Here is a 22,771-nt window from a genome sequence, read left to right on the forward strand (position 1 = left end):
GCCGCCCGGTGTCTAACGGGTCGGACGGTACGTGATCGGCAGCCGGCGGTCGCGGCCGAACGCCATTCCGCTGATCTTGGGTCCGATAGCTCCCTGACGACGCTTCCACTCGGAGCGGTCGACGAGCTTCGTGATGAAGTCGACGGTGTCCTCGTCGAAGCCGAGAGCGATGACATCCTCGCGCCCAAGCGCGCGCGTGACATACGCGTCCAGCAGGGCATCCAGTACCTCGTAGGGCGGCAGGGTGTCCTGGTCGGTCTGGTCCTCGCGCAGCTCAGCACTCGGGGGCTTCTCGATCGAGTTCACCGGGATGGGGCCGACCTCGCCGCGCGAGGCGGCGTACTCGTTGCGCCACCGCGCGAGTTCCCAGACCAGCAGCTTTGGTACGTCCTTGATCGGGGCAAATCCACCCGCCGAGTCGCCGTAAATGGTGGAGTAGCCCACCGACAGCTCGGTCTTGTTGCCGGTGGTGAGCACCAGGTGGTTGTCCATGTTCGACAGCCCCATGAGGATGATGCCGCGGATGCGCGCCTGCACGTTCTCTGCGGCGGTCCCGGTGAGCTTCAGCTGGGTCTCGACCGGCAGCACGAGGTCGGCGATCGCTTCGGTGGAGTAGTGGAACCCGATGTTGTCCGCGAGAACGTCGGCGTCCGACCGGGAGTGTTCCGAGCTGTAGCGGCTGGGCATGCTCACGCCCCACACGCGGTCGGCACCGATGGCATCTGCCGCGATGGCGGCACACACGGCGGAGTCAATGCCGCCGGACACCCCAAGAATCACCGAGGGGAAGCCGTTCTTCTGCACGTAATCGCGCAGTCCGAGCACGAGCGCGTTCCAGAGCTGCTCCCGGTCGTCGGGCAGCACCGCGATGTCAGGCTCGAGGCCGGGGAGGTCGTGGGGCACTCCGTCGAGAGTCACCCGGGCTACGGCGTCCGGCAGCTGCACGTCCGTCGCCGGTTCCGCGTCGACATCGAGAACAAGCAGGTGCTCCACAAACTGCGGCGCGCGGGCAAGGATCGTGCCCGAGCCATCCACCACAACGCTGTCTCCGTCGAAGACGAGGTCGTCCTGGCCGCCGACGATGTTGACGTAGGCAACGATCGTGTCGGTCTCGGTCGCCCTGCGGGTGACGAGGGGGAGGCGCACCTCATCCTTGTCACGTTCGAAGGGCGAGGCGTTGATGACGACGAGCACTCCGGCGTCGGCCTGCAGCACCCGTCCAACCGGACCGCCGTCACGCCACAGGTCCTCGCAGACGAGGATTGCCACGTCGACGCCCTTGAGGCGCAACACGAGCAGTTCGTCGCCCGGAATGAAGATGCGGTACTCGTCGAAGACGGAGTAGTTCGGAAGGTGATGCTTGGCGTAGCGGGCTTTGACGTGGCCGTGGTGAAGCACGCTCGCACAGTTTTGGGCGATGGCGGTGGGCGCATTGCTCGTGCCGAGCAGCCGCGGCTCGAACGGTCCATCCGGGTGTCCGACGATCACGACGAGTTCGCCGAGACCCTCGTCCTGCAGGGATTTGGCGAGGGATGCCACGGCCTCACGCGACTGCGCAAGAAAACTGGGTCTCGAGGCGAGGTCCTCGATCGGGTACCCGCTGATGGCCATCTCACCGACCGCCAACAGATCGGCGCCGCGCTCAGCGGCGCGCCGGGCGGCATCGAGAATCTGGGCGGAATTACCTACCAGATCGCCGACTACGGGGTTGGTCTGGGCGAGCGCCAAGCGAAGACGGGGCATAGCCAGTAGCCTAATAGCGCGCGGGGAAGGCCCCGTTTTCTTCCAGTCCTAGAGGAGCTTGATGGACAAGCAGCGTGACTTCGTTCTTCGCACCATTGAAGAGCGAGGCATTAAGTTCATTCGCCTCTGGTTCACCGATGTTGTCGGCACCCTGAAGTCGGTCGCGATCGCGCCGGCCGAGGTGGAGGGCGCTTTCGCCGAGGGTCTCGGCTTCGACGGTTCCGCGATCCAGGGTCTGACCCGGTCGTACGAGGCCGACGTCCTGGCGCACCCGGACCCCACCACGTTCCAGATTCTTCCGTGGCGCGGCGAGATCGATCCGACCGCCCGCATGTTCTGCGACATCACCACCCCCGACGGCCAGCCCGCCGTGGCGGACCCCCGCAATGTGCTCAAGCGTGCCCTTGCCCGTGCCGCCGACCGCGGCTTCACGTTCTACACGCACCCCGAGGTCGAGTTCTACCTGCTGAAGTCGAGCAAGTTCAAGAACGGCGGCCCCGAGCCCGTTGACTCCGCCGGCTACTTCGACAACGTTCCCGGTGGCACCGCCCACGACTTCCGTCGCCGTTCGGTGCGCATGCTCGAGGACCTCGGCATCTCGGTGGAGTTCAGTCACCACGAAGCCGGTCCCGGGCAGAACGAGATTGACCTCCGCTACGCCGACGCCCTGACCACCGCGGACAACATCATGACGTTCCGCACCGTGATCAAGGAGGTGGCCATCGAGCAGGGCGTGTATGCGACTTTCATGCCGAAGCCGCTGTCGGGTCATCCCGGATCCGGCATGCACACGCACCTCTCTCTCTTTGAGGGCGACGCGAACGCATTCTTCGACCCGGCCGGGCAGTACCAGCTCTCCAAGATTGGCCGCCAGTTCGCCGCGGGCCTGCTGCGTCACGCACCTGAAATCACCGCGGTGACCAACCAGTTCGTCAACTCCTACAAGCGCCTCTGGGGTGGCGACGAGGCTCCGAGCTTCGTGACCTGGGGACACAACAACCGGTCGGCTCTCGTGCGTGTACCGCTGTACAAGCCCAACAAGGGTCAGAGTGCTCGCGTTGAGTACCGCGCGATCGACTCCGCCGCCAACCCGTACCTCGCCTACTCGCTCCTGCTGGCCGCCGGCCTCAAGGGAATCGAGGAGGAGTACGAGCTGCCGCCCGAGGCCGAGGATAACGTTTGGTCGCTCAGTGACGCGGAGCGCCGCGCGCTCGGCTACAGCCAGCTTCCCGCGAGCCTCGACCACGCACTCTCGCTGATGGAGGACTCCGAGCTCGTCGCGGAGACGCTGGGCGAGCAGGTCTTCAACTACGTGCTGTCCAACAAGCGCCGTGACTGGAAGGACTACCGCGCCCAGGTCACGCCGTACGAGCTGGAGAGCAACCTAGAGATCCTCTAGCTGGCACCATGTACCGCAATCAGACGACGCTGACTGAGTTGGCCCGGCTCGGGTTCACCGAGCTGGGGTCGACGCGGGAGTTGCTTGATGACATCCCCGCCGAGTTGGTCGCCCACTTCGCGAACGCGGCGGACCCCGACCAGGCGCTGCGCCTGCTCACCCGCCTGCGGGAGAGCGCGCCGTCCGAGGTGGGCGCGGTGCTGCGCAACGAAGCGACATCGGCGCGACTGATTCGCCTGCTTGGGGCATCCGAAGGGCTCGGCGACTTCTTTCATCGTCATCCTGAGGAACTGGCGGCCCTTGGCACCCCGCTCTGGCCGCTTCCCTCGCCGGACGACTTCCGGGCGGACCTGGTGGAGTCGGTCCAGGGGTTACGGGATGACGAGGCGTTCGTCGCGCTGCGGGTGCGGTACCGGCGTCACCTCGCGCGCATCGCCGCGTGGGACCTGGAGAACACGGACCCGCTCATGGCCGTGTCATCCGTCACCGCCATGCTGTCCGACCTCGCCGGTGCCGCTCTGGATGCCTCGCTGGACGTCGCCCGCCGGTGCGTGCGGTTCCCCGCCGACGATGTCGCGCGAACGCGCCTGTCGATCATCGGAATGGGCAAGGCCGGCGCCCGCGAACTGAACTACGTCAGCGACGTGGACGTGATTTTCGTGGGTGAGGCGGCCGATGGACTCAGCACCGACCGCGCGATGGAAATCGCCACCCGGCTTGCCATGCAGACGGCGCGGGGCATTCAGGAGCTGACGGTCGAGCCTGCCCTGTGGGAGGTCGACGCCAACCTGCGTCCCGAGGGCAAGGACGGCGCTCTCGTGCGCACCCTGGAGTCCCACCTCGCCTACTACGACCGGTGGGCACGCGGGTGGGAGTTTCAGGCGCTGTTGAAGGCGCGACCGCTCGCCGGCGACCTGGAACTCGGGGAGCGCTACGTGGCAGGTGTCTCCCCGCTCGTGTGGACGAGCGCATCCCGCGCCGGCTTCGTCGAATCGGTGCAGAAGATGCGGGAGCGCGTCACCGAGAACATCCCACCCGAAGACCGCGACATCCAGGTGAAGCTGGGACCCGGCGGGCTGCGGGACATCGAGTTCACCATCCAGCTGCTCCAGCTCGTGCATGGACAGCACGACGACCAGGTGCGGCAGGCGGCGACCCTGCCTGCCCTCGTGGCGCTGGCGGCCCAGGGCTACATCGGGCGGGTCGAGGCCGCCGAATTCTCCCGTGACTACCGCTTCCTCCGCCTCATCGAGCACCGCCTGCAGCTGACCCGGCTCATCCGCACGCACATGATGCCGCGGGACCCCGAGGCGGTGCGCGTGCTCGCGCGGTCGACGGGGCTGTACGCGAACGGGTCCGACTTCACCGCAAGCTGGCAACGCACCAAGCAGGCGGTGCGCTCGCTCCACGAGCGTCTCTTCTACCGCCCGCTGCTGTCCGCCGTCGCGTCGCTGCCGGGAGACGAGCTCACGCTGTCCAGCGATCAGGCGGCCGCCCGGCTTGCCGCGATCGGCTTCCGCGACCCCCGAGGCGCCCTGCACCACATCGCCGCTCTCACCGGCGGGGTTTCGCGTCGCGCGACGATCCAGCGCACGCTGCTGCCGGTGATGCTGCAGTGGTTCTCCGAAGGGGCAGACCCCGACCACGGACTGCTCGCGTTCCGCCTGCTGAGCGACCACCTCGGCGAGGCGTACTGGTTCCTCCGCATGCTGCGCGACTCGTCGGGAGCCGCCCAGCGGCTGACCCACGTGCTCGCCAGTTCGAAGTTCGTCGGCGATCTGCTCGAACGTATTCCCGAGGGCGCCGCGTGGCTCGAGAACGAGGAAGAGCTTCGCCCGCGACCGCTCGCTGAACTCCTCGACGAAACGCGTGCGACGATCGCCCGCCACAGGGATGATGTGGATGCCGCGGCGCTGGCGTTACGCACGGCACGCCGCCGTGAGGTGCTGCGGCTGGCTATCGCCGGCATCCTGGGCTTCATCACGATCGAAGAGCTGGGCGTGGGACTGAGCGACATCAACACCGCCATCCTCACGGGCGTCGTGTCGTTGGCCAGGCCAACGCCCGACGGCATCGAGTTCGGAATCATCGCCATGGGTCGCTATGGCGGCGAGGAACTCGGGTTCGGGTCCGACGCCGACATCATGTACGTGTACCGCGCGCTCGATGTACCCGGGGCCGAGGCGCAGGCGACGTCGGAGCGAATCATCCACACCATCGTCCGGCTCACCGAAGACCTGCGCCTGCCGCTTGACCTCGACATTGGGCTGCGTCCGGAGGGCCGCAACGGCGCGACCGTGCGGTCCCTCGACAGCTACCGCGCCTATTACGCGCGCTGGTCGCTCACCTGGGAGGCGCAGGCCCTGCTGCGCGCGCGGGGCGCGGTGGGGGATGACGCGCTCCTGCGTGACTTCGAGGCCCTCGCCGATGAGGTGCGCTATCCCGACCACATCAGCGAGCAGAACGTGCGCGAAGTGAAGCGAATCAAAGCGCGCGTGGAGTCAGAGCGTCTGCCACAGGGTGCTGATCCGTCGCGACACCTGAAACTGGGGCGCGGATCGCTCAGCGACGTCGAATGGTTTGTCCAGCTGTTGCAGCTCCAGCACGCGGCGACGGTGCCGGGGCTCCGGACGCCGTCAACGTTGCGCGCTCTCTCTGCCGCAACCGACGCTGGCCTCATCGATGGTCCGGACGCCGCCCGGCTGCACGATGCGTGGATCATCGCGTCTCGTGCCCGCTCGGCCATGACCCTGTGGACCTCGAAAACGGCGGACGTTCTGCCCACCGACCGACAGCAGCTGGAGGGCGTCGCCCGGCTGCTCGAGTACCCACCCGGGTCCGCGACGGCACTGGAGGAGGATTACCTCCGCATCACCCGCCATGCCCGCCAGGTGTTCGAGCGCCGCTTCTACGGCGTAGCCAAGGGTCCGACACCCACGGGCTGATTCGGCCCACCTCCGCCCGCGCGCCCCTCCTGGTGCCATGGAAGAGACCCGCTGACGGCACCCGCTGATGGGGCCCGCTGACGGGACTTCTCCGGCCGCCGAATTCGACCCGTTCGTGTCCAAACGACACCCGTAAGGTTTCGGCAGCGTTAACTCTCTGCCTGAGGAATCTTTTTTACACCCCGTTTTTCTGTCCCCCGTTTGAGGGCTGTTTGTACCCCGACTTGGCTATGTTTTTCTCGCGTGCCAGCGGAAAAACTGTCCCCCATCCGGGTGGTACAGACCGGTGCGTCTACCCCAAAAGGGGGCCATGAGCAGCGATTTTGCTGACGCCGTGTCATCCGCTCGTCCGCACAAGGGTGGACACCAATTGTGATGATTTTGGGGTCCCGACACGTGTCGTCATTTTGCGGGACGCGCGTTGTCCAGACGCCGATTTCGACACGCCCGAGCCCGTTTTGTGCTGGTTGCGGGCCTGATTCAGACGTGCCCATAATCAAGCACCCCGAAGCTATCCATCGAAATCCCCAGCGCCGCGGATCTCACCACCTTTCAATCCGCGAGGGGACAACCTTGTTTATTTTCATCCTCCAGATTCGTCACATGGCCGAAGGTCATGAAGAGCTCTACCTGTTCGCGTTCTACTCGGCCCTCATCTGGGTCATGTGGATCATCAAGGTAGTGGTGTCCAACCGCTACCGCCCCTTCACCGGCGAGTTCACCGGCACGACGAGCGTCATCGTTCCCGTGCTGGACGAACCGGAAGACCTGTTCCGCGATGTTCTTGCACGCATGGTCGAACAGAAGCCGGGCGAAATCATCGTGGTCATCAACGGGAAGCCCAACCCGCTGCTTGAGCGCATCACCGAGGAGTTCGCTCCTCTGGCCCGCTGGGTTCACACCCCCATCCCGGGTAAGCGCAATGCCGTGATGATCGGAACCGAACTCTCGACCGGTGACATCACCGTGCTGGTCGACTCGGACACCGTGTGGACAGAGAACACGCTGTCCGAACTGGTCAAGCCCTTCGCGGATGAGCGCGTCGGTGGAGTGACCACCCGTCAGCGCATCCTCGAACCCGAGCGCAGCTGGATCACGCGATGGGCCGATTGGCTCGAGAACTCCCGTGCCCTGTACTCGATGCCCATGCAGAGCGTCGTCGGCCAGGTTGGGTGCCTTCCGGGCCGCACGATCGCCTTCCGCCGCTCGATCATGGTGCGTGTCATGGAGAAGTTCATGACCGAGAAATTCATGGGCGTGTTCCTCGAGGTGTCCGACGACCGCACGCTGACCAACCTCACCCTCAAAGAGGGCTACCGCACCGTCTACCAGCACACAAGCCTCGTGTACACGGATGCCCCGCTCAAGGTCAAGAAGCTCTACAAGCAGCAGCTCCGGTGGGCACGCGGCAGCCAGTACAACACGCTGCGCATGCTTCCCTGGATGCTCGGCCACGCGCCGCTGCTCGCGTTCTTCTTCGTGATGGACATCGTGCTTCCGTTCATCCTCGCCGGCGTCATCGCCGGATGGATCTACCGCGCATTCAGCGGTCAGGGCTACAACTTCTACGAGGGAATCCTCAAGGAGTACGGCGTCTCGAGCGGTTTGATCGTCGTGATCGGGCTCATGGTCCTCTCGTCGGTGCTGAGCATGGCCATCCGTCAGATGCGGCACCTCTCGGAGAAGCCGTCTGACTTCTTCCGCCTGCCGATCTTCATCCTCGTCTCGACCGCGTTCCTGATGCCGATCCGTCTGATCGGATTCTTCCGAATGGGCCACGCCAGTGGCTGGGGTACCCGTGCGGGTGCGTACGCCGGTGGTGCGAGCAATGACGCGGTCATGCAGGGCCTCGACAATCCCGTCCCGCTGTCCGCGACCGCGGAGCCCCGCGAGAGCTGGAGCGCGGACAGCGTTTCCGAGCTCGAGACCCTCTTCGGCGAACCGTCCACCTCCGAGCAGCACAGCGCTGTACTCGTAGACACCCGTTCCCGGGCAGCACACGCGACCATCGCGGTCCCGCAGCCCACGGCGACACGTCGCCGACTCAACCCCAAGGCAGCCTGGCCCTACGCCATCGGTATCGCCATCTTCATCGTGGAGGCATTGTTCATTGTCTAAGCCAAATCGCACATGGTGGGCGCCCACAGCGGCGAACGCCCGTAGGACAGCGATCGGAGCAACGGCCATCGGCCTGTGCCTCGCCCTCGCCAGCTTCTACGTCTGGAACTCTCCCGGCAGCCCCCTGGCTCCCGCGGCACAACTGACGTCGGCCTCCCAGAAGACGGCGCTGGAAAACCACCTCGAAGCCAAGAAGGCGAACCTCGAAGCAGACGTCAAGGCACTGGAGACGAAGCTCGCCAACCGTGAAGCTGCGCTGAAGGATGCCACGGGCAAGTCGGCCTCGGCCGATGCGACCATCCAGGACCTCCGTGATCAGGTAGCCGCAGCCCAGGGTGCGGCAGATGCCGCAGCCAGTGCGCGGGACAAGACGGCCGCGGAACTCGCCAGTAAGGGATCGGGCGACAACGGGTCATCCGCCCCCCAATCCCAGCCGGCCCCGGTGACGACGTCCAAGCCGACGACGAAGCCAACCAGCAAGCCGACCACCAAGCCCACGGGCAAGCCGACCTCGACTCCCAAGCCTCCGGCTACGTCCACACCGATCACCGCGCCGAGCCTGGCGAGCCTGATCAACCCCACGTCGAAGCTGTTCGGTATGTACACCCAGCAGGCGCCGTTCAACTTCGCGACCTTCGACGACACCGCGACCAAGGTCGGCGAGACGCCGAACGTGGTCGGGTACTTCGGTGGATGGGACGAGGCGTTCCGCCCCGCGGCGGTCCAGGCCGCGTGGAAGCGCGACACCATGCCGGTACTCACGTGGGAGTCGCGCCCGATCGGTTCGGGCAACGACAAGATCGTGGAACCGGGATACGAGCTGCCGACGATCCTGTCGGGTGCCTTCGACACCTACCTGCACCAGTACGCCAAGGACATCGTGGCTACGGGACTGCCCATGGGCATCCGGTTTGATCACGAAATGAACGGCATCTGGTACCCGTGGGCCGAGTCGGACGGCTCCGGCAAGTCGCTGAACGGTAACAACCCGGGCGATTACGTGAAGGTCTGGAAGTACGTCCACGACATCTTCGAGCAGGAGGGTGCCAACAAGCTCGTCGCGTGGATTTGGGCTCCCAACATCGTGAACAACCTGCCCAAGACGCACAAGACGGCCGAGTACCTCGCCTCGCTGTACCCCGGAGACGACTACGTCGACTGGGTCGGGCTGTCCGGCTACCTGCGTCCGCCGTACGTGGATAACCCCTACACGTTTGACTTCACCTTCGGGTCGAGTCTCACGCAGCTGCGGGCACTGACGAAAAAGCCCATCTTCCTCGCGGAGATCGGTGCATCCGAGACCGGAGGACACAAGGCCAAGTGGATCACGAGCTTGTTCGACGGGCTGGCAAAGCCGGAGAACAGCGACATCATCGGCTTCTCCTGGTTCAACCTCGCCGTCACCAGTTACGTCGAAGGTGTACGGGCCACAAACGACTGGCGGATCGACTCCAGGTCGGACACCCTCGCAGCGTTCGTCGCGGGGATCACCACACCGGGCAACGGGTACGACCTCACACCCATTGCCAAGCCATAACTCAGCAGCATGACAACCATGAACGGAAGAAAGCACATGTCTAACAAGAAGCAGTCCACCCAGCCGCGCATTAGCGTCATCGGCACCGGATACCTCGGAGCCACCCATGCTGCCGCAATGGCAGAAATGGGATTCGAAGTCATCGGTGTTGACACCGACCCGGCCAAGGTCGCGGCCCTGGCCGCTGGCCAGGTGCCGTTCTTCGAACCCGGCCTCCCCGAGCTGCTGATCAAGCACGTCTCGTCCGGCCGCCTGCGTTTCACCACCGACATCGCCGAAGCCACCGCGATGTCCGACGTTCACTTCATCTGCGTCGGTACGCCGCAGCAGCGGGGGAGCAACGCGGCCAACACGGCATACGTGGAGGCGGCAACCCTCGCGGTCGTCAAGAACCTGTCGCACGACGGTCTGATCGTGGGAAAGTCGACAGTTCCGGTCGGCACAGGAGCCAAGCTGCGCAGCATCGTTCGGGAGAACATCCCGGAAGGACTGACCGCAGAGCTGATCTGGAACCCGGAGTTCCTGCGCGAGGGCAAGGCCGTCGCCGACACCCTGACCCCGGACCGCCTCGTGATCGGTGGAGCGTCGCCCAAGGCCGAAGCGCTGATGCGTGAGGTCTACGCGATGCCCCTGGCCACGGGCACCCCGATGATCGTGTGCGACCTACCGACGGCAGAGCTTGTCAAGGTCAGCGCCAACGCCTTCCTCGCGACAAAGATCTCGTTCATCAACGCGATCGCGGAGATCTGTGAGGCAGCGGGAGCGGACGTGAAGGTGCTCGCCGACGCGCTCGGCCACGACGTGCGGATCGGACGCCAGTTCCTCAACGCCGGACTCGGCTTTGGTGGAGGCTGCCTTCCCAAGGACATCCGCGCACTCATGCACCGCTCATCCGAGCTCGGGGCCTACTCCGCGGCGTCCCTGCTTCAGCAGGTCGACGAGATCAACATGAGCCAGCGCCAGCGGGTCATTGACCTCACCCTGGAGGCCGTCGGTGGATCGGTACTCAATCGACGCATCGGGGTACTCGGAGCCGCATTCAAGCCGGACACCGACGACGTACGCGACTCGCCGGCGTTGAACGTCGCCGCGGCGCTGCACCTCCGTGGTGCCCAGGTCATCGTGTTCGACCCGGAGGCGAACGAGACTGCCAAGCGCAGCTTCCCGACGCTGAGCTACGCCGAGACGATGGAGGAGGCCGTCACCGGCTCCGACGCCGTTCTCGTGCTGACGGAATGGCCGGAGTTCGTGAACAGCGACCCCGCCGCGCTGTTTGCGCTTGCCGCCAACCCGGCAATCATCGACGCCCGCAACTGCCTCGACGCGGCCTCCTGGACGGGCGCGGGATGGACCCTGCGCTCCCTCGGACGCCCCGCAGGCGTAGCCGCCGACTCCGGAGCATCCGTGCTCGGAACGTCGTCGGTCGTGGGCGAGTTGGTACCGGCAGCCTAGCGCTGGGCCGCCATCCGTCGCGCGGGGAGGATAGCCCTCCGCGCGGGTGGTCACAGCAGCGGTTCGTGATTGCAAGGCACGTACCGTCCGGATAACGGCAAGGGCCGCATCCCCTCTCATACGGGGGAGGCGGCCCTTGTGTTGTCTCAGCAGGCGCGCGGCGGTCGCTCTCCTACGCCGATGGGAGACCGAGGCGTTGGTAGTCAACACCAAATGCAAGGGTGATGACTTCTCCCGTTGGTCCGTCGTACAGGATCGAGTACACAGGCACGAGCGTGTCCGTTGTCCCGTAGAGCGTCGATTCTGACCTCGTGGGGGAATGGACGGTCACGGCCCATACCGGGCGATCCGGTCTTATCCGTGGATCAGATGCGCTGGCGGGGTCGATAGCGCCAACGGCGCGGTACGTCGTGGGGCGGCAATCGAGACGATGGTCGCGATCTGGTGCTCGGAGAGTCGCGAGCCGTCCAGGGACGGATCGTTAACAGAGACCGAGACAGCACCGGCCGTGATCTCGGCGCGGGTGTTGAGGTACGGCTCGGCCGCGTTGAACGGCTCGATCGGGCCAAACGAGGTACCGGTGTCTTCCGCTCGGGCCGGAGGCGGGGGAGCGAGGGCCCGCACGGCAACTGGAGCAGCGACCAGACGTGGAATTGGAGCGGTCCCGCCCGGCGCATTCTCTGTCGCCGCGGCCGCCGCGTTCGCGCCGGCAACGAGTCCCGCCGTCAGGATGGTGACACAGAGGAGAGCAACACCTCGCCGGGCGACTCGTGGATCGACAGACATGACCGTCTCCGTTACAGCTCGGGTGGTCTGACGTCCAGTATCGACTAAATCTCATCTCCCGCATAGGTGCGACAACGAAAACGGGCCGCACTCCCACGGGAGTTCGGCCCTTCTATCGAGCGGTGCGGTGCTGAGACCCAAAGTGCAGTTCGCGTTCACCGGCGGTCGATGTCTGTCGGCGTGCACGGATTCTATAGTCTGCGAGCGTCGCAGCCGTCACGCGAGTGACACCTCAGTTGGGACGATCGGCGTGATCCATGGACTTCCTGGATGCTGATGTATCGGCCGCGTCAGAAGTTCTGGACAGGCGAATCCCGTCCCGAACGGCTGAGCGAATGACGAAATACAGGGCGTAGAGGGCTATGGCGATAACAACGACGTTCAAAGCCAGCGCGGATATTGGATCCATGTGCTCCACCCTAGAACCGTTCGGGTCGAAAAGGCGTGGATTCGTCATGTATCCGCTATGACGACGCTGGATGCCTGAAGCCATTTATGTCCAGACAAAGACGAGTCCGCACGAACTGCCAATTCCTTGGCTGCTCGTGCGGACTCGTTGCGGACCAAAGCCGCTAGATCCCCGTGATCAGGGCTAGTGGGCTATACCCCGAAGTACAGCTCGTACTCGAACGGGGTCGGGCGCTGTGCGGCCGGGATGATTTCCTTCTCGCGCTTGTAGGCGACCCACGTCTGGATGAGGTCTTCGGTGAAGACACCGCCAGCGGTGAGGAACTCGTGGTCGGCTTCGAGAGCCTGGAGGGCCTCCTCGAGCGAGCCGGGAACCTGAGGGATGTTCTTGGCTTCCTCGGGAGGAAGCTCGTACAGGTCCTTGTCGACCGGCTCGTGCGGCTCGATCTTGTTCTTGATTCCGTCGAGGCCGGCCATCATCTGGGCAGCGAACGCGAGGTACGGGTTACCAGAGGCGTCGGGGGCGCGGAACTCAATACGCTTTGCCTTCGGGTTGGTACCCGTGATCGGAATGCGGATCGAGGCCGAACGGTTACCGGCCGAGTAGACCAGGTTGACCGGGGCTTCGAACCCGGGGATGAGACGACGGTAGGAGTTCAGCGTCGGGTTGGTGAACGCGAGGATCGCCGGCGCGTGCTTGAGCAGACCACCGATGTACCAGCGGGCGAGGTCGGACAGTCCGCCGTATCCGCTTTCGTCGTAGAACAGCGGGGTGCTGCCGTTCCAGAGCGACTGGTGAGTGTGCATACCGGAACCGTTGTCGCCGAAGAGCGGCTTGGGCATGAACGTTGCCGTCTTGCCCCACTGCTCGGCGGTGTTCTTGATGATGTACTTGAACTTGAGCAGGTCGTCCGCCGCGTGGACCATGGTGTCGAAGCGGTAGTTGATCTCCGCCTGGCCACCCGTTCCCACTTCGTGGTGGGCACGCTCGAGGATCAGGCCGGCTTCGATGAGCTTGAGGCTCATGTCGTCGCGCAGGTCAGCCTGCTTGTCGACGGGGCTCACGGGGAAGTAGCCACCCTTGAACGGCGTCTTGTTGCCGAGGTTTCCGCCTTCTTCGACGCGGCCCGAGTTCCAGGCTCCCTCATCGGAGTCGACGGAGTAGAAGCTGGTGTTCTGCTTCACTTCGTAGCGCACGTCGTCGAAGATGTAGAACTCGGCCTCGGGGGCGAAGTACGCGGTGTCGGCGATGCCGGTGGACGCGAGGTACTTCTCCGCCTTCTTGGCAACCTGGCGCGGGTCGCGGGCGTAAATCTCGCCGTTGCGCGGGTTGTAGATGTCGAAGATCATGATGAGTGTGCGCTCGGTGCGGAACGGGTCAACATACGCCGTCGTCACGTCCGGGATGAGCTGCATGTCCGACTCGTGGATCGAAGCGAACCCACGGATCGAAGAGCCGTCGAACAACTGGCCAACGGCGAAGAAGTCTTCGTCGACCGTGGATGCAGGGATGTTGAAGTGCTGCTGTACACCGGGAAGGTCGGTGAAGCGAATATCAAGGAACTTAACGTCGGTGTCCTTGATGAACTTGAGCACCTCGGAAGAATCACTGAACATGGAATGGACTCCAATGAGCTTGGTACTGAGGGGCTGCGAGCGCAGCCTCAGTAGTCGAGGCTACGGGTAAGGAGTTTCGCGAGGGTGACGCCATTGTTTCCGGCATGTTACGGGTAGCTACATCGCTACACTGGCCCAATGCCCGAATCGCGCCCCGTTCCCACTGTCTGGCCCGGAAAACGGCTCGGCCTTCCGATGACCGGTTCCCGGTCGATTGCCAGAATTGGGCGAAGAATTCTCGCGCTTGCCATCGACTGGGCGCTGAGCGTGCTCATTTCGACCGCGTTCTTCCATTACGACCCCTTCGCCACGCTGCTCGTCTTCGTGGTGATCCAGGTGGTATTCGTCCTGACGCTGAGTGGCAGCATCGGTCATCTCCTGCTCGGGCTGCGTGTGGTCCGTATCGAGGGCGGGGGATACGTGGGTGTCTGGCGACCGTTCGTCCGCGCCATCCTGATCGCCATCGTCATCCCGGCCGTCATTTGGGACCGCGACCAGCGCGGTATGCACGACCGTCTGCTCAGCACGGCCCTCGTTCTTCGCTAGGGGTTGGCAGCATCTCCCGGACGCCCCGGCCGCGAGCCCGACCGAAAGGCGGCGCGGAGTCCCGTCGCGGGCAACGCACGAATCCCCGGCCGAGGATCGACCGGGGATTCGGATGAAGCGTGGCGCGCAGGTTTCGACAGCAGTCGTGCGCCGCAGAGAACTAGCGGGGACGGGGCGCGCGGGCCTTGAACGGGTCGACGCCCTTAGGAATGGGCAGGCCGCCCTTGCCCTTGCTCAGCGAGCTGAGGCGGTTGCTCACGGCGATGATCTCCTGCTTGCGCAGAACCGGCTTGATCTTGCGCAGACGACCGGCGAGCTTGTGCAGCGGCACGGACTCCGCGTCGGGACCGACGTAGAGGAAGCTCACGGGCACGTTCGGAAGGATGCGCGTGATGTTGCGGCGCTCCTCCTCCAGCATGCGCTGGGTGCGCGACTGGGGCCCCTCGCCGATGAGTGCGACTCCACCCCGACCAACGGCGCGGTAGATCGCGTCCTGGGTGCGGGGGCTGACGTTGATGGGCATCTCGCTTGCCTGCCATCCACGGCGCAGCGAACTCTTCAGCACCGCACCGACGGCGCCGGGCTGGCCGGCGATCTGCGAGTAGGCAGCCTTCTCAGCGCGACGGCCGAGAATGATGAGGAATGCCAGTACGCCACCGAGCACACCGGCGACGATGTACAGGATGAGTCCGACAACGCTGTCGCTGGACAGCAGAACGCCGAGTCCGACTGCCACGATGATCGGCAGGAGGAATCCGAGCAGCAGGTACCACACCGCCATCGAGTCGTAGCGACGTGTCATGTTGAACACGTCGTACATCTGTTTGATGCGGCCGGGCTCTTTATTGGGGTCTTTTTTGGTGCGTGCCATGCGATAAGGATACGGCCACCGCGGACCCCGCGTGGCATGCCACCGACTCCTCCACTGTGGCCGGATCGCGGGCGGTTCCCACAGATGCTGTGAGGGACCGGAAAGCGGATGTCCCTGCGCCGATGATTTTCCTATGCCCACTGCCGACATCCCCCCGATGCTCGCCGGGTATCGCGTCATCCGCACGCTCGGCGTTGGCTCCCGCGCCACCGTCTACCTGGGCACGCCGGGGGAGCGGCCGACACCGTCGGATGAGGATTCGCCACAGCCGGAGGCACCGACACCTGTCGCGATCAAGGTCTTCACCGCGGCTTCGGCAGACAGCGTTGCGAACGAGATCCGCGCGCTCGAAGCGGCCTCGATGATTCCGGCCCCAGCCTCGCAGCACTGTGTACGGCTGCTGGATCTCGCGACCACTGCGGCGGCGCCCCCGACACTCGTTCTCTCCCGGGCTCCCCGCGGGAGCGTCGCGCAGCTCCTGCACGACCGGGTGTCGTTGGAGGCGGGCGAAGCCGTCACCATTCTCGCCCCGCTGGCACAGTGCATCCGCGGACTCCACGCGGCCGGTGTCGCGCACTCGCGGGTCAGCGCCACTACCGTGCACTTCGGCGCCGCCGGCGAGCCCATCGTGGTGGGCTTTGGCCACGCGGTGGTCTTTCCCGCCGGATCGTCGCCTGCGTATCGCGAATCTCTCTCCGAGATTGCTGCCGATCATCAGCGTCTCGCGCACCTCACCGAGCTCGTGTTGTGTCGAGTGCGGGAGCTGGATGCGAACGCGGGTGTGCAGAGGCTTCTCGCCTGGACTTCGAATGGTGCTGCCGCCGATCCGCTCTTTGCCGCCGCGCTCGAAGAGCGACTGTTCGCCCTCGCCCCGGCGCAGCCTGTCGAATTCGCCCGCGGGGAGCGCCCAGAAGTGCCGTCCCGCGTGGGTGCCGCCGTCTTCGCAGGATTGAGTCCGGCGCGGGCGGATGCTCGGGCGGATGCTCCTGCAGGCCGCGTATTCGCACGGTCACCGTCGGGCGTCCCTCTGCCCGCTGTGCCACTGTCAGCGGTGGCATCGGCCATCGCCACCACGCGCGCCCGCGCTCTCGCGTCACTGCGCCGCGTTCGCCGACCCGTCTGGGCAATCTTCGGGGGTGTCCTGATCGCGCTCACCGCGGCCGTGATGTTCATCCCGGCGGGTGCGCCGACGGCCGGTCGGGGCCCGTACGGCGACTTAACCCGGGCGCCGCCACCTGCCACGATTCCGTCCTCGTCGCCGGCGCCGCCCAGCCCGGCGGTGCAGCCGGGGTCGACAGCTCGGCCGGTGGCTCCGTCCACGGGCGCGCCGGCGTCCACGGGCGCGCCGGCCTCCACGGGCGCGCCGGCCTCCACGGGCGCGCCGCCGTCACCGTCCGACGGCGACGAGGACGCCGTGGCGGGCCCAGATCCGCTCCTGGCCCTGCCGGTGTTGCTGGCCGCGCGGGAGCGCTGCTTTCACGACCTATCCGTGCTCTGCCTCGACGACGCCGACCACGCGGGCTCAAGCGCACTCGGTGACGACCGCGCCGCGATCAGGCAGATCCTCGCCGGCGGTGAAGTCCCTCCCGGCGTGCTGCCGGCGGCTCCGAAGCCCGTGCTCGTCGAGAGGTTGGGGGATTCAGCCCTGGTGGCACTGGGGCCTGGCGGGAAAAGCACACAGCCGGCGTCCGTCCTCATGATCAGGACGGACGCCGGCTGGCGCTTCAGGGAGTGGGTAACGCCCTAGATGCCGAGGTTACGAGCGAAGTCGCCCGCTTCGAGACGCTTCTTGACCGCGACGAGGAATCCGGCGGCGTCGGCACCGTCGACGATGCGGTGATCGTACGACAGGGCCAGGTACACCGTGGAGCGGATCGCGATGGCGTCCGAGCCACCCGCGCTGATGACGACGGGCTTCTTGGCAACGATTCCGGTGCCGAGGATCGCGACCTGCGGAAGGAAGACGATCGGGGTGTCGAACAGCGCGCCGCGTGAGCCGGTGTTCGTCAGGGTGAAGGTACCCCCGGCGAGCTCGTCGGGCTTCAGCTTGTTGGCGCGGGTGCGGGCGGCGAGATCCGCGATCTGCGCGGCGAGGCCGGCAAGGTCGAGGTCACTCGCGTTGCGAACGACGGGAGTCAGCAGGCCACGCTCGGTGTCCACGGCGATGCTCAGGTTCTCGTGGTCCGGGTACACGATGGTGTCGCCATCGATGGTCGCGTTGATGATCGGGTAGGTCTTCAGCGCTTCGACCGCGGCGAGGGCAAAGAACGGAAGGAAGGAGAGCTTGTTGCCCGTCTTCTCGAGGAACTGGTTCTTCACCTTGTCGCGGAATGCGGCGACAAGCGTGACATCCACTTCAATGACCGACGTCAGCTGGGCCGAGGTCTGCATGGAGATGACGGCGCGCTCGGCGACGACCTTACGCAAGCGGGACATCGGGACGGTGGTTCCGCGGAGAGCGGAGACCTCGAGCTCGGCGGCGGGAGCCGCGGATACCTCGGCGGCAGCCTCGGGCGCCGGAGCCGGAATGGCGGCGAGAACGTCCTGCTTGCGGATGCGTCCACCAACGCCGGTGCCGGTGACGGTCGCCAGGTCGATGCCACTGTCGTGCGCAAGCTTGCGCACAATCGGCGTCACGTAGCCAGCGTTGGAGTCATCGGCGGGTGCCTCGGCAACGGGCGCAGCCGGAGCCGGAGCCGGTGCTGCTGCAACGGGCGCCGGTGCTGCGGCGGGCTCGGGCGCTGCGACGGGTGCAGGGGCGGCGGCAACGGGCGCTGCTGCAACCGGTGCGGGAGCTGCTGCCGGAGCGGGGTCGACGGGAGCGGGCTCCGGTGCGGCGGGAGCGGCGGGTGCTGCTTCCTCCGGCTCGGGTGCCTCGGTCGACGGAACTTCGGCGACGGGCTCGTTGGGAGTCTCGTTGGCGGGCGTCTCCGCCGGAGCCTCGTCGGCGGCGGGAGCCGGAGCGTCGCCGCTTCCGCTTCCGTCACCGATCGTCACGAGAGGAGTGCCCACCTCGACGGTCTCATCCTCGGCGACCAGGATCGCTTCGATCACGCCGGCGATAGGCGAGGGGATCTCTGTATCGACCTTGTCGGTCGATACTTCGAGCAGAGGCTCGTCAACCTCGACCCGATCTCCCACGTTCTTCAACCAGCGGGTAACCGTACCCTCGGTGACACTCTCTCCGAGTGCCGGAAGGTTGACGGATTCGCTCATCAGTGTTGCTCCTTATTCACAGGTTCTGCCTGTCTAGCTTAGTTCTGGCTGTGCGCGAAGCGCGTTAGTTACATTGCGTGGAGTGGCTTACCCGCGAGTGCGAGGAATGCCTCTCCGAGAGCTTCGTTCTGGGTGGGGTGCGCGTGAATCAACGGAGCGATGTCTTCGGGGTACGCCTCCCAGTTGACGGCAAGCTGCGCCTCACCGATGAGCTCACCGACGCGGGCGCCGATCATGTGAACTCCGACGATGGGACCATCGTTGACTCGGACGACCTTGACGATTCCCGAGGTTCCGATGATGTGGCTCTTGCCATTGCCGGCGAGGTTGTAGTCGTACGACGTGATCGAGTCGGCACCGTAGCGCTCGGCGGCCTTGGCCTCCGAGAGACCGACCGAGGCAACCTCGGGGTCGCTGTAGGTGACCTTGGGGATGTTCACGTCTTCGATGATGACGGGCTTGAGTCCGGCGAGCTCTTCGGCGACGAAGATTCCCTGCTGGAATCCGCGGTGAGCAAGCTGCAGTCCGGGAACGATGTCGCCGACAGCGTAGAGGCCGGGGATGCTCGTCTCGAGACGGTCGTTGGTGATGACGAAGCCGCGGTCCATGGTGACACCGACTTCTTCGAAGCCGAGGTTTGCGGTCGACGGTCCACGACCGACGGCGACGAGCAGCAGCTCGGCCTCGATGGTCTCGCCGTTCTCCAGCGTCACAACGACGCCGTTCTCGTCCTGCGTCACGCTCTGGAAGCGCACGCCGAGTGAGAAGTTAATGCCGCGCTTGCGGAACGCACGCTCGAACTGCTTGCTGATCGCCTCGTCCTCGTTGGGCACGAGGTGTGGAAGAGCCTCGATGATCGAGACATCCGCCCCCCACGACTTCCAGACGCTGGAGAACTCGACACCGATGACACCGCCACCGAGAACGGCGACCTTCTTCGGGATGAAGTCGAGTTCGAGCGCCTGCTCGGAGGTGATGACGCGGCCGCCGATTTCGAGGCCGGGAAGCGAGCGGGAGTAGGAACCCGTCGCGAGGATCACGTTCTTGCCGGTCACCGTGATGTCGCCGACCTGAACGGTCGTGGGGGAGGTCAGTCGACCAGCACCCTCGATCGTCGTGATGCCACGGGCCTTGATGAGTCCCTGGAGTCCCTTGTACTTGCTCGAGACGATTCCCTCGCGGTACGTGGTGACGGCAGCCATGTCGATGCCCTCGAACGAGGCGGTGACCCCGTACTTGGACGACTCGCGGGTCACGTCAGCGACCTCCGCCGAGTGCAGCAGGGCCTTCGTCGGGATACACCCGACGTGGAGGCAGGTGCCACCGACCTTGCCCTTTTCGATGAGGCCTACCGTGAGGCCCAACTGGCTTGCCCGCAGAGCGGCGGCATATCCACCGCTGCCTGCGCCAAGTACTACCAGGTCAAAATTCTGTTCCGACACCCAGCAACTCCCTTGTGCATCAGGATTGTGCGACCAGCCAACGGGATCTGTCAGCGGTCGGAGGGCGAGACTTGCTCGCCATAAAACCTTACTACGCGACCGAAATTTCCTCGGCCAGTGCGATCAACGCACGTACCGTCACTCCGGTCGGACCCTTGCCCACAAAGCCGTATCCGCCGCCGCCGTTGTTCGCGGGGCCGGCGATGTCGAGGTGGGCCCACGGGATCGTCTTCTTGGAGTCACCGTCACCGGTCGAGCCGATGAAGTCCTGAAGGAACGCCGCGGCGATCATCATCCCGCCGGCGGTGTTGCCCGGCTTGATGTTGGCGATGTCGGCGATGTCCGAATTCAGCAGCGGGCGCAGCTCGGACGCGATGGGCATCGGCCAGAGCGGCTCGCCCACGCGGGTGGCGGCGGCAACGACCTGGGCAACGAGGGTTTCGTCGCCCATGGCGCCGGTGTAGCGGTTGCCGAGCGCCGTGACTGCCGCGCCGGTCAGCGTCGCGACGTCAATGATCGCGTCCGGCTCCTCCTCGCCGGCAGCGACGAGTCCGTCTGCCAACACCAGGCGACCCTCCGCGTCGGTGTTCAGCACCTCGACGGTCTTGCCTCCACGGATGCGCAGCACGTCATTCGGGCGGATGGCCGATCCCGAGGGCAGGTTCTCGGCCAGGCAGAGCCAGGCGGTGACGCGCACGCCCAGGTCGAGGCGTGCGGCAGCGAGCGTGACCGCGAGCACGGTCGCAGCACCGGTCATGTCGTACTTCATGCCGATCATGCCCGTCGGCGGCTTCAGCGAAAGTCCGCCGGAGTCAAACGTGATGCCCTTGCCGACGAGGGCAAGATGACGGGATGCACCGGCGGGCGAGTAGCTCACCTTGACAAGGCGCGGCCCGCGAGTAGACCCCTGGCCCACCCCGAGGATGCCGCCGAAGCCGCCCTCGGCGAGTGCTGCCTCATCGAGGACAGTCACCTCGACGGGGAGTCCGGCGGACAACTCGACGGCGGCGTCGGCGAAGGTCTCCGGGTAGAGGTCGAGCGGGGGAGCGTTCACCAGATCGCGCACGGTGTTCATTGCCTCGGCAATGCTCGTGGCGCGGGCAATGATGTCCTCACCACCGGTGGCGACGGGGGAGACGACGGTGATGTGCGCGGCGGGAGCCTTGGTCGAGGCGAGGGTGCTCGAGCGGTAGTCGGTGTAGGAGTAGGCGCCGATGGCCGCACCCTCGAGAACGGCGAGAGTGTCATCCGCTGTTTCAACGGGGAGAGCGAAAAGGATGGAGTCGACGCCGCGCAGCTGGCGCGCGACGGACCCGGCTGCGTAGCGCAGGTCGCTGACGGTTGCGGATGACCCGAGGCCGATGAGCACGATGCAGCCGGCAACACCGGACCACGGCAGGCGGCGCAGTTCGTCAACAGATCCGCTGACGCCGATGGTGCCAAGGTCGGACGCGAGGCTGGTCAGCGCGTCGTCGTCGATCCCCGCGTGGAGCAGAACGGGACCGCCATCGGTCTTCTGCACACCCACCACCAGAACATCAGTCTCGATATCGAGGGGGGATTCGGACGTGATGGAAAGGTGTGCAACTGTCATTCCGCAATGGTACCGAGGTGATCCCGGCGTGTTCGCTGTGGGCATTGCTGGAAGGCGCGCGCAGACCGGCGTCGGGCGGGTGCACGCGATTAGAGTTGACGCATGCGAGACCCAGCAGGCTTATACGACCTTCAGACAGACGTCTCAGAGGTCCCGGCGGGACTGCCCCTGGTGGCGGCCCTTACCGGTTTCACCGACGCCGGCGGCGCCGTCTCCCAGCTCAGCGAATATCTGCTCGAGACTCTCGACAACGAGACGATTGTCGAGTTCGATGACGACTCCCTGCTGGACTACCGTGCGCGCCGCCCCATCATCCACTTCGACGGTGATCACCTCACCGATTACCGTCCTGCACAGCTGAACCTGTACCTGGCCAACGACGAGCTCGGACAGCCGTTCCTGCTTCTTACCGGGTACGAGCCCGACTTCCAGTGGGAGCGTTTCACCGCTGCCGTCCTTGGCCTCATCGAGAAGTTCCAGGTCAAGACGACCACCTGGGTTCACGCCATCCCCATGCCGGTGCCGCACACGCGCCCGCTTGGCGTCACGGTGAGCGGCAACCGCAGCGAACTGATCGAGACCATGTCCATCTGGCGCCCCACCACCCAGGTGCCGGCGACCGCGTTGCACCTGCTCGAGTACCGGCTCCAGGAACTGGCGCACCCCGTCGCGGGATTTGTTCTCCTCATTCCTCACTACCTCGCGGACACCGAATTCCCGTCGGCCGCCGTGACCGCGCTGGAAAGCGTCAGTGCCGCGACCGGGCTCATCTTCCCGACCGATCGCCTCCGGGAAGACGGACGCGAATTCGTATCGAAGATCGATGACCAGGTCGAAAGCAATCCCGAGCTTGCCCGTCTCGTCGGCACGCTCGAGGAGCGTCACGACAGCTACATGCTCGACAACCCGATGCGCTCCCCGCTGACCGATGTCGACGGTGAACTTCCCACGGCCGACGCCATCGCCGCCGAGTTGGAGAACTTCCTCGCGTTCCGCCGGGACGACGACTCCTCGTCGTCCTAACGAACCCACGTCGGCCGTCCCGCTGGTCAGACAGCGGTGACGGCGACCGCGAAGGGGTGGCTCTCGGCCGTCGC

Annotated in this window: 15 protein-coding genes; 8 read left to right on the forward strand and 7 right to left on the reverse strand. The window is 65.5% G+C overall.

What is annotated here, in order from left to right; genetic code table 11:
* Positions 1-12 precede the first annotated feature (12 nt).
* The gene (locus HB677_RS05225; RefSeq protein WP_213814629.1) at positions 13-1,743 is read right to left on the reverse strand and encodes an NAD+ synthase; all 1,731 of its coding nucleotides are present in this window, start codon (positions 1,741-1,743) and stop codon (positions 13-15) included.
* Positions 1,744-1,804: 61 nt separating this feature from the next.
* On the opposite strand from HB677_RS05225, the gene HB677_RS05230 reads away from it, so the two are divergent.
* The 5 genes from HB677_RS05230 (at position 1,805) to HB677_RS05250 (ending at position 11,194) form a co-directional block, all read left to right on the forward strand.
* Complete coding sequence (locus tag HB677_RS05230; protein ID WP_213814630.1) at positions 1,805-3,142, forward strand: glutamine synthetase family protein; 1,338 nt, start codon at positions 1,805-1,807, stop codon at positions 3,140-3,142.
* Between the two features lie 8 nt (positions 3,143-3,150).
* Entirely contained in the window at positions 3,151-6,087 is a 2,937-nt protein-coding gene (locus HB677_RS05235; RefSeq protein ID WP_213814631.1) for a bifunctional [glutamine synthetase] adenylyltransferase/[glutamine synthetase]-adenylyl-L-tyrosine phosphorylase, read from the forward strand.
* A 573-nt stretch (positions 6,088-6,660) separates the two neighbouring features.
* Positions 6,661-8,205 (forward strand): glycosyltransferase family 2 protein, encoded by a 1,545-nt coding sequence (locus tag HB677_RS05240; protein WP_213814632.1) that lies wholly within the window; start codon positions 6,661-6,663, stop codon positions 8,203-8,205.
* Positions 8,198-9,742: a glycosyl hydrolase gene (locus HB677_RS05245; protein WP_213814633.1), complete on the forward strand. Its 1,545-nt coding sequence runs from the start codon at positions 8,198-8,200 to the stop codon at positions 9,740-9,742. Before HB677_RS05240 ends, HB677_RS05245 begins: the two co-directional genes overlap by 8 nt.
* Positions 9,743-9,778: 36 nt before the next feature.
* Complete coding sequence (locus tag HB677_RS05250) at positions 9,779-11,194, forward strand: UDP-glucose/GDP-mannose dehydrogenase family protein (protein ID WP_213814634.1); 1,416 nt, start codon at positions 9,779-9,781, stop codon at positions 11,192-11,194.
* 354 nt (positions 11,195-11,548) lie between these two features.
* On the opposite strand, the gene HB677_RS05255 is transcribed toward HB677_RS05250, so the two are convergent.
* Together HB677_RS05255 and glnA are read right to left on the reverse strand one after the other, a co-directional pair.
* The gene (locus tag HB677_RS05255; RefSeq protein WP_213814635.1) at positions 11,549-11,980 is read right to left on the reverse strand and encodes a hypothetical protein; all 432 of its coding nucleotides are present in this window, start codon (positions 11,978-11,980) and stop codon (positions 11,549-11,551) included.
* A 600-nt stretch (positions 11,981-12,580) separates the two neighbouring features.
* Entirely contained in the window at positions 12,581-14,005 is a 1,425-nt protein-coding gene (gene glnA, locus HB677_RS05260; RefSeq protein ID WP_213814636.1) for a type I glutamate--ammonia ligase, read from the reverse strand.
* A gap of 138 nt (positions 14,006-14,143) precedes the next feature.
* Between glnA and HB677_RS05265 the strand changes: the two genes are divergently transcribed.
* Positions 14,144-14,551 (forward strand): RDD family protein, encoded by a 408-nt coding sequence (locus tag HB677_RS05265; RefSeq protein WP_213814637.1) that lies wholly within the window; start codon positions 14,144-14,146, stop codon positions 14,549-14,551.
* A gap of 160 nt (positions 14,552-14,711) precedes the next feature.
* On the opposite strand, the gene HB677_RS05270 is transcribed toward HB677_RS05265, so the two are convergent.
* Entirely contained in the window at positions 14,712-15,422 is a 711-nt protein-coding gene (locus HB677_RS05270; protein WP_213814638.1) for a DUF4191 domain-containing protein, read from the reverse strand.
* Positions 15,423-15,555: 133 nt separating this feature from the next.
* Here HB677_RS05270 and HB677_RS05275 point away from each other — a divergent pair, with 133 nt between their 5' ends.
* Positions 15,556-17,169, forward strand: a complete 1,614-nt coding sequence (locus HB677_RS05275) for a hypothetical protein (RefSeq protein ID WP_213814639.1) — start codon at positions 15,556-15,558, stop codon at positions 17,167-17,169.
* Here the strand turns inward: HB677_RS05275 and sucB are convergent.
* The 3 genes from sucB to HB677_RS05290 all read right to left on the reverse strand — a co-directional run bounded on the left by sucB (position 17,166) and on the right by HB677_RS05290 (position 21,674).
* Complete coding sequence (gene sucB / locus HB677_RS05280; protein ID WP_213814640.1) at positions 17,166-18,638, reverse strand: 2-oxoglutarate dehydrogenase, E2 component, dihydrolipoamide succinyltransferase; 1,473 nt, start codon at positions 18,636-18,638, stop codon at positions 17,166-17,168. The two genes, HB677_RS05275 and sucB, sit on opposite strands and share 4 nt — an antisense overlap.
* Before the next feature lie 68 nt (positions 18,639-18,706).
* Positions 18,707-20,080 (reverse strand): dihydrolipoyl dehydrogenase, encoded by a 1,374-nt coding sequence (gene lpdA / locus HB677_RS05285; protein WP_213814641.1) that lies wholly within the window; start codon positions 20,078-20,080, stop codon positions 18,707-18,709.
* Between the two features lie 91 nt (positions 20,081-20,171).
* On the reverse strand, positions 20,172-21,674 hold the full coding sequence (locus tag HB677_RS05290) for a leucyl aminopeptidase (RefSeq protein WP_213814642.1): 1,503 nt from the start codon (positions 21,672-21,674) through the stop codon (positions 20,172-20,174).
* Between the two features lie 102 nt (positions 21,675-21,776).
* Between HB677_RS05290 and HB677_RS05295 the strand changes: the two genes are divergently transcribed.
* Complete coding sequence (locus HB677_RS05295) at positions 21,777-22,697, forward strand: proteasome assembly chaperone family protein (RefSeq protein WP_213814643.1); 921 nt, start codon at positions 21,777-21,779, stop codon at positions 22,695-22,697.
* The last annotated feature ends 74 nt before the right edge of the window (positions 22,698-22,771 follow it).

Origin of the sequence: Glaciihabitans sp. dw_435 (assembly GCF_018449675.1) — a bacterium.
GTDB lineage: Bacteria > Actinomycetota > Actinomycetes > Actinomycetales > Microbacteriaceae > Glaciihabitans.